Raw genomic sequence first — 8,490 nt, 5'->3', positions numbered from 1 at the left:
GCTTCGGTCTTGACCAGGATGTGCCGGGCGTGCACCTCCTCGTGCCCCGCCTTGTCCTTGGCGAAGGTCTGGTAGCGGGCCTTGAGCTGGTCCTCGGTCTCGGCGGCCTTGATCGCCTTGTTGAGGTAGGCTTCCTGGATCAAACGATCCTCATAGCGCTTCAACCGGAGCTGCACCTCGGGATCCTGGTCGAGGTGAGCCTTGCGGGCGGCCTCGGTGATCAGCATGCCGTCGACGAGCCGGTCGAGGAGCATCGGATAGATCTGGGCGAGCGGCATCTTTTGGACCTGGGGCGGCAGGCTCTGTTGCGCCGCTTCGAGATCCGAAAGGTGCAACTCGGTCCCGTCGACACGTGCCACGACCATGCTGCCGGGCGGCATCGGGGCCGGCATTGTGGCGGCGGGGTTCGGCTGAGGCGCGGGCCGGTCGGCTGCCAGCAAGACGCCGCCGCCGGCGACCGCGGCGGCGAGCCCGGCGGCACAGATCAAGCCGAGCGGAGTTATTGAGAGACGAGGATGCATCGCAGTACCTATAATGAGGAATAGCCGCTGCACGCCAGCGGCGTGGATGGATGAATGCATATCGCTATCACGCAAACAAGGCAGCGAAAGGGCGAAGTCGCCTGTGACCCGATTGGCCGGCTCGAATTGACACGCCTTGGACGCCCGCTTATCTCTCGTTTGGCCGCCGTGCGAACTTATCCGGCCTATTTTTTCCTGATTTCGAGGGTCTCATGCTTGGTGCCTTAGCCCGGCGCCTGTTCGGCTCCGCCAATGACCGTTACGTCAAAAGCCTGGGGCCGATCGTTTCCGCCATCAACGAATTGGAGCCGCAGCTCGAAGCGATGTCCGATGACGAGCTGCGGGCACGGACCCAGCAGTTCAAGCAACAGCTCGCCGACGGGACCGAGCTCGACGACATCCTGATCGAAGCCTTCGCGACCGTGCGGGAGGCGTCGAAGCGCACTCTCGGACAGCGCCATTTCGATGTGCAGCTGATGGGCGGCGTCGTATTGCATCGCGGCATGATCGCCGAGATGAAGACCGGCGAAGGCAAGACGTTGGTCGCGACCCTCCCGGTCTATCTCAATGCGTTGACCGGCAACGGCGTGCACGTCGTCACGGTCAACGATTACCTGGCCCGCCGCGACTCCGAATGGATGGGCCAGATCTACCGGTTTCTCGGCCTGACGGTAGGCGTCATCGTGCACGACCTCGACGACATGCAGCGGAAGGAGGCCTATCTCTGCGACGTTACCTACGGCACCAACAACGAGCTCGGCTTCGACTATCTGCGCGACAATATGAAATTCCGGCTCGAGGACATGGTCCATCGGCCGTTCCACTATGCGATCGTCGATGAGGTCGACTCGATACTGATCGACGAGGCGCGCACCCCGCTGATCATCTCCGGCCCCACCGAGGACCGCAGCGAGTTCTACAAGACCATCGACATCCTGGTGAAGGAGCTGATCGAGGACCCCACCAACTTCGACCACGACGAGAAGCAGCGCCAGGTGCTGCTGACCGAAGAGGGCTCGGAGCGGATGGAGGAGATCCTGCAGGCCGCCGGCCACCTGGCCGAGGAAACCACCGGCCTCTACGACGCGGCCAACGTCTCGGTGGTGCACCACGTCAACCAGGCCCTGCGCGCCAACATCCTCTACCTGCGCGACCGCGACTACATCGTCCGCGCCGGCGAGGTGATGCTGATCGACGAGTTCACCGGCCGGATGATGCAGGGCCGGCGCCTGTCGGAAGGCCTGCACCAGGCCATCGAGGCCAAAGAGGGGGTGGTGGTCCAGCCCGAGAACCAGACGCTGGCCTCAGTGACGATCCAGAACTACTTCCGCCTCTACGACAAGCTGTCGGGCATGACCGGCACCGCGGCCACCGAGGCGCAGGAGTTCCTCGACATCTACAAGATGGACGTGGCCGAGATCCCCACCAACCGTCCGGTGACGCGGATCGACGACGACGACGAGGTCTACCGCACCGCCGCGGAGAAGAACCAGGCGATCCTGAAGCAGATCGAGGACTGCTACGTGCACGGCCAGCCGATTCTGGTGGGCACGGTCTCCATCGAAAAGTCCGAGCAGCTCTCGGCCCTGCTGCAGGCGCACAAGTTCGAGCAGGACGGCAAGGCCCGCACCGGCGTCCCGCACAACGTGCTGAACGCCCGCTACCACGAGCAGGAGGCGCTGATCGTCGCCGACGCCGGCGTGCCGGGCGCGGTGACCATCGCCACCAACATGGCCGGACGGGGGACCGACATCCAGCTGGGCGGCAACGTCGACATGAAGACCCTGCGCTGGCGCGACGAACAGCGCGGCCTGGGCGTCGAGGTCACGCCGGAGATGTCCCTCAAGCACCGCGCCGAGGTGGAGGCCGAGATCGCCGGCCTGAAGGCCAAGGCGCTGGCCGCCGGCGGTCTGTTCGTGCTGGGCACCGAGCGGCACGAAAGCCGGCGGATCGACAACCAGCTGCGCGGCCGCACCGGGCGCCAGGGCGACCCGGGCCACTCGAAGTTCTTCCTGTCCTGCGAGGACGACCTCCTGCGCATCTTCGCCGGCGAGCGGCTGGATTCGATCATGCGCACCTTCGGGGTCCAGGAGGGCGAGGCGATCACCCACAAGTGGCTGAACTCCGCCATCGCCACCGCCCAGAAGCGGGTGGAGCAGCGCAACTACGAGATCCGCAAGAACCTCCTGAAGTACGACGACGTGGTCAACGACCAGCGCAAGGCGGTCTTCGAGCAGCGCCAGGAGTTCATGGAGGCGGCCGACCTCTCCGAGGTGATCGACGAGATGCGGGCCGACACCATCGAGGACTTCGTCTCCCGCCACCTGCCGCCCAAGGCCTATGCCGAGCAGTGGGACGTGGAGGGGCTGGGGCAGCAGGTCCGCGACTACCTGGGCCTGGAGCTGCCGATCGCGGCCTGGGCGGCCGAGGACGGGATCGCCAACGAGGAGATCCAGGACCGCATCGCCAAGGCGGCCGAGGCCCGCCGCGCCGAGCGCGAGGCGAGCCTCGGGCCCGAGCACATGCGCAGCATCGAAAAGAGCTTCCTGCTGCAGATGGTGGACCTGCAGTGGCGCGAGCACCTGATGCACCTCGACCACCTGCGCAACGTCATCGGCCTGCGCGGCTACGGCCAGCGCGACCCCTTGAACGAGTACAAGACCGAGGCCTTCTCGCTGTTCGAGAAGCTGCTGATCGACCTGCGCCAGAACGTGACCCGCTGGCTGATGACCGTGGAGTTCCAGCTCGCCGAGCCGGAGCCCGCGCCGCTGGGCCAGTTCACCGAGGTGCACCTCGACCCGTTGACCGGCGAGAACGCCGCGGTGATGGGCGTGCTGCCGGACGGCTTGGCGGCCGAGCAACGCCAGGCCCTGCCGGTGTCGGCCCTGCCGGAGGGCTGGGAAGCCACCGGGCGCAACGCCGGCTGCCCCTGCGGCTCGGGCAAGAAGTTCAAGCACTGCCACGGCCAGCTGATCTGACGCTGGCGCGGGGCGCACGGGCGGGACCATGAGCCGCTACGACTTCGCCTCCGACAACACCGCGCCGGCCGCGCCGGAGGCGATGGCCGCGCTGGCCGCGGCCAACCACGGCTTCGCGCCGGGCTACGGGGACGACGGCGTGACGGCGCAGGCCGCCGACCTGGTGCGCGCGTTCCTCGACGCCGACGTGGAAGTGCGGTTCCTGGCCTCCGGCACGGCGGCCAACGCCCTGTGCCTCGCCGCGCTGTGCCGGCCGTTCGAAGCGGTGCTGGCCCACGCCCACGTCCTCACCGACGAGACCGGGGCGCCGGGCTTCTTCGGCCACGGCCTGGGGCTGGTCGGCCTGGCCGGCGCTTCGGGACGGATCGAGCCTGGCGCCCTGCGGGCGGCCCTGGACGCGCCGGAGGTCTCCCACCGGCAGTCGCCGGCGGCGCTGTCGCTCACCAACGCCACGGAGTACGGGACGGTCTATTCGGCCGAGGCGCTGAGCGTGCTCGTCGGGGCGGCCAGGGCGGGGGGCCTGGGCGTGCACCTCGACGGGGCGCGGCTGGCCAACGCGGCGGCGGCGGGTTTCGACCCCAAGGCGCTGGGCGGGCTGGGCGTCGACCTCGTGGTGGTGGGCGGGACCAAGGCCGGCATGCCGCCCGCCGAGGCGGTGGCGATCTTCGAACCGGCGCTCGCGCGCCGGTTCGACGCGCGGCTCAAGCAGGCGGGCCAGCTCCCCTCCAAAGGCCGGTTCTACGCCGCGCCGTTCGTAGGCATGCTGCAGGACGGCGCCCTCCTGCGGCACGCCGCCCACGCCAACGCCATGGCGCGCCGGCTCGCCGGGCGCTGCCCCTTCCCGGTGCGCCATCCCGTGGAAGCCAACGGGGTGTTCGTGGAGATGGACGAGCCGGCGCTGCGCCGGCTCACCGACCGCGGCTGGGCGGCCTACCGGTTCCTGGACGGGACGGTGCGCTTCATGTGCTCCTGGGCCACGGCGGCCGGGGCGGTCGACGCCCTGGCGGAGGACCTGCGCGCCATCGTCTGAATTCTGACGGTGAGGCTGGTTTTACCCGGCGGCAAGGAATCCGCCGTAAGCGTCGCAGTGTGACGCCAAAGCCGCACCCTTTGCGAAATGCCGCGCCGAACACGTTCGGCGGCAAAGGGACGCATGTCCTGGATCGGGACGGTTACGACTTCGTGAGGAATGCAGCGGCACCTTGGCCGCCTCTGAACCGACGGCGCGCCAAGACGCAGCGCCGCGGCTGAACCACGCCCACGCGGCCAGAAGGCCCGCGGCTCCCGATGAAAGCGACCATGAACACCTTCCTCCGCACCGCCCTGCTCGGCTCCGCCGCCGCGAGCCTCGTGACTCCCGGTCTCGCCCAGGCGCAGGACGCCGGCTCCGCCACCGGAGTGTCCGAGATCGTGGTCACCGGATCGCGCATCCGCCGCGACACCTTCAACGCCCCCATGCCGTCGGCGGTGGTGACCGGAGAGGAAATCCGCAGGTCCGGCTACGTGTCGCTGGCCGACTCGCTGGTCGACCTGCCCCTTTTCGGGGGCAACGTGAACCAGCAGACCGCCGGCGGCACCCTGTTCCAAACGGGCCAGGCGCGGGTGGACCTCCGCGGCCTGGGCGGCACGAACGTCCGCACCCTGGTGCTGGTGGACGGCCGCCGGCACGTCTTCTCCGACGCCTCCTCCCCCGGCGTCGACCTGAACATGCTGCCGCAGCTGATGGTCGAGCGGGTGGACGTGGTGCCGGGCGGCGCCTCGGCGGTCTACGGCTCGGAGGCCATCGCCGGCGTCGTCAACATCATCATGCGCAAGCAGGCCGACGGCTTCGAGGGCGACGTGCAGACCGGCGTCACCTCGCGCGGGGACGGCCAGGAGTTCCGCATCGGCGGCCTCTACGGCCACAAGTACCTGGGCGACCGGCTGAACGTGCTGGTCGGGGGCGAGATCGCCCGCAGCGAGCCGATCATGCAGTCCGACCGGGACTGGGCCTACCCCGGCCTGCGGCGCACCGCGACGCCGCCCGTCCTCACCATCGTGCCGGCGTCGCGCAGCAACGCCTCGCCCTATGCGAACTTCCAGCTCCGGGCCGGCGCGTCGCCGCTGGCTGTCGTGCGCGACGTGCGCAACCCCTCGCAGATCGTCGGCCTGAGCCCGGCCTGCGCCGCCACCACCGTGACGCCCGCCTGCCAGGACCAGTCGCTGATCTACGCCAGCGACTACGCCGCCCTGCAGAGCAAGGTGTCCCACGGCGTGATCCGCGGCCACGCGGACTACGCGGTCTCCGACAAGGTCAAGGCGTTCGTCGACGCCAGCTACGCGAAGGTGGAGGGCTACAGCACGTCTTCGCCCGCCTTCTCCAGCCCCGCCGGCGGCGGGACGATGCCGGTGTTCATCACCGGCGACAACGCCTTCCTGAACGGGACGGGCGCGACGGCGGCGCAGCTGCGCGCCATCTGGACAGCGGCGGCCCCGGCCGGCGGCGGCCTCACCCTGACCCCGGCGTCGCGCGCCCAGATCGGCAAGTTCTGGGGCGAATTCGGCGGGCGGGACGTCCGGTCCACCCGCGACACCACCCAGGTCACCGTGGGCCTGGAGGGCCAGTTCGACGCCCTGGACCGCACGATCCACTGGAACGGCTACGGCCAGTACGGGGAAATGAACGGCACGACGGTGTCCTACGGCCAGCCCTATAAGGCCCGGGTGCAGCAGGCGGTCGACGCGGTCACCCTGCCGACCGGCCAGATCGTCTGCCGCGACGTCACCGCCCGCGCCGCCGGCTGCGTACCCTGGGACCTGGTCAACGGCCCCTCGCAGGAGGCGGTCGCCTGGGCGAACGCCGTCTCGACCACCGACCAGACGGTGAAGCAGACCGTCTTCGCGGCGAGCTTCGACACCAACCTCCTCACCCTGCCCGCCGGCCCGCTCGGCGTGGCCGGCGGTCTCGAATACCGCAAGGAGGAGAGCAGCTTCGTCCAGGACGCGCTGGGCGCGGCGAACCTGCTGTTCATCAACCAGATCGGCACCCGCGCCGGCTCGTACGACGTCAAGGAAGCCTACGGGGAGATGCGCGTCCCGCTGCTGAAGGACCTGCCGTTCGCCGAGGAGCTGAGCGTCGAGTTCGCCGGCCGCGCGGCGGACTATTCGTCCGCCGGCAGGACCAACCAGTACCGCCTGGCCGCCGTCTGGGCGCCGGTCCGCGACATCCGCTTCCGGGCCTCTCAGGGCACCGCCGTGCGGGCGCCAAACATTGTCGAGCTCTACGCCCCGCAGTCCCGCAGCTTCAGCACCACCGCGCAGGATCCGTGCGACCGGCAGTCGCCCGCCGCGACGGCCGCGCAGAAGGCCGCCCGGCTGGCCAACTGCTCCGCCGCGATCGCGAACTACAACCCTGCGACCTTCAATTCGAACATCGGCACGGGGCGCTCGTCGCTGCCGATCTTGCTGGGCGGCAATCCGGACCTGAACCCGGAGACGGCGCACACCTACGAGCTGGGGGTGGTGATCGAACCCAGGTTCGTCCCCAACCTCAAGATCTCGCTCGACTTCTTCAAGTACAACCTGGCCGACCAGATCAGCAGCCTGGACGTCAACACCGTGCTGAACGCCCTTTGCTACAACTCCACGGTCGCCTATGCGTCGAACCCCTATTGCGCCCTGGTGGTGCGTGACCCCACCGGCGCCACGACCGGCGTGGCGGGCGGGATCAGCCAGGTGTTGCTGACCAACCAGAATGTGGCGCGCACCAAGGTCGAGGGCCTCGACGCCTCGATCGCCTATGCCTTCGAGACCGCGGACCTGTTCAAGGCCGACTACGGCCGGATCGGCCTGCGGCTGGACGGCACCGACCTGTACCGCACCGCGCTGCAGAACCTGCCGGGGCAGGCCTACGCCAGCCTCGCCAACCAGGCCGCCCTGGGCATCCCGCGGTGGCGGGCGCAGTTCACCGGCGACTGGAGCAAGGGTCCGGTCAGCCTGAGCTGGACCACCCACTTCATCGGCTCGATGGCCTCCACCAACGCCTTCCCGGCGACCGCCCTCAGCCCCTACTACACGGGCGACTATTACAGCCACGACGTGCGGGCGACCTACGCCTTCAACGACCAGATCAACATGCGGGCCGGCGTGCTCAACGTGACGGACAAGGAGCCGCCGCAACTGCCCGAGACCTACACCGGCGCGAGCAGCGCGGGCGCGGGCCTCTACGACAACCGCGGGCGCTTCTTCTACGTGGGCGCCACCTTCAAGTACTGAGGCCGGCCCTCCCGGACCGGATCGTCATCCCCGGCTGAAGCGCGATACGCGCGGAACGCCGGGGATCGACGAGATCGAAGCTCTCAGAGTCGGTGTCCATGGCCGGCCGGGACAAGCCCGGACATGAAGTTATTTCAGCATATCAATGGATTATGGACGCCGCGGATCACGCCGAACCCAGGCGGCCGATGGCGTAGAAGCGGTCGGCGCGGCGCTTGCGGATCTCCGCCGGCGACAGGGGCTCCAGCACCGCCAGCTCCTCTTCCACCGCGTCGCCCACCGCCTGGATGATCGCCGCGGGGTCGGAATGGGCGCCGCCGGCCGGCTCGGGGATGATCCGGTCGATGACCTTCAGGCCCAACAGGTCCTGGGCGGTGATCTTCATGGCCTTGGCGGCCTCCTCGGCGGTGCGGCCGCCGCGCCAGAGGATGGCGTTGGCGCCCTCCGGCGGGATCACCGAATAGATGGCGTGCTCCAGCATCAGCACGCGGCTGCCGCAGGCGATGCCCAGCGCGCCGCCGGAACCGCCCTCCCCCGTGACCACGGCGATCATCGGGGTTCCCAGGGTCAGGCTGCGCTCGGTGGAGCGCGCGATAGCCTCGGCGACGCCGCGTTCCTCGCTGGCCACGCCCGGATAAGCGGCGGAGGTGTCGACGAAGCTCAGCACCGGCAGGTTGAACCGCTCCGCCAGGTCCATCAGGCGGATGGCCTTGCGGTAGCCCTCGGGGCGCGCGTAG

The 8,490-nt window shown here is 69.2% G+C and carries 5 protein-coding genes; 3 read left to right on the top strand and 2 right to left on the bottom strand.

The genetic code is table 11. The annotated features are described in order from the left end of the window. Nucleotides 1–488: hypothetical protein (locus tag VGL30_RS15945; protein WP_331541004.1), on the bottom strand; the 488-nt coding region annotated here is incomplete at its 3' end. A gap of 245 nt (nucleotides 489–733) precedes the next feature. Between VGL30_RS15945 and secA the strand changes: the two genes are divergently transcribed. The 3 genes from secA (at nucleotide 734) to VGL30_RS15930 (ending at nucleotide 7,753) form a co-directional block, all read left to right on the top strand. Then, nucleotides 734–3,499, top strand: coding sequence for a preprotein translocase subunit SecA (secA, locus tag VGL30_RS15940; protein ID WP_331541003.1), 2,766 nt, complete (start codon nucleotides 734–736; stop codon nucleotides 3,497–3,499). Between the two features lie 28 nt (nucleotides 3,500–3,527). Further along, nucleotides 3,528–4,529, top strand: coding sequence for a threonine aldolase family protein (locus VGL30_RS15935; protein ID WP_331541002.1), 1,002 nt, complete (start codon nucleotides 3,528–3,530; stop codon nucleotides 4,527–4,529). Between the two features lie 269 nt (nucleotides 4,530–4,798). Next, on the top strand, nucleotides 4,799–7,753 hold the full coding sequence (locus tag VGL30_RS15930; RefSeq protein WP_331541001.1) for a TonB-dependent receptor plug domain-containing protein: 2,955 nt from the start codon (nucleotides 4,799–4,801) through the stop codon (nucleotides 7,751–7,753). Between the two features lie 166 nt (nucleotides 7,754–7,919). Here the strand turns inward: VGL30_RS15930 and VGL30_RS15925 are convergent. Further along, a partial coding sequence (locus VGL30_RS15925; RefSeq protein ID WP_331541000.1) for a carboxyl transferase domain-containing protein occupies nucleotides 7,920–8,490 on the bottom strand: 571 nt, incomplete at its 5' end.

Source organism: Phenylobacterium sp. (assembly GCF_036502675.1).
Taxonomy (GTDB): domain Bacteria; phylum Pseudomonadota; class Alphaproteobacteria; order Caulobacterales; family Caulobacteraceae; genus Phenylobacterium.
Note: the sequence above shows the minus strand (reverse complement) of the source record. Positions and strands in the feature narration are given on the sequence as shown.

Coding starts and splice junctions, on each gene's coding strand:
- VGL30_RS15935 (WP_331541002.1), top strand. CDS start 3,528: ATGAGCCGCTACGACTTCGCCTCCGACAACACCGCGCCGGCCGCGCCG.
- secA (WP_331541003.1), top strand. CDS start 734: ATGCTTGGTGCCTTAGCCCGGCGCCTGTTCGGCTCCGCCAATGACCGT.
- VGL30_RS15930 (WP_331541001.1), top strand. CDS start 4,799: ATGAACACCTTCCTCCGCACCGCCCTGCTCGGCTCCGCCGCCGCGAGC.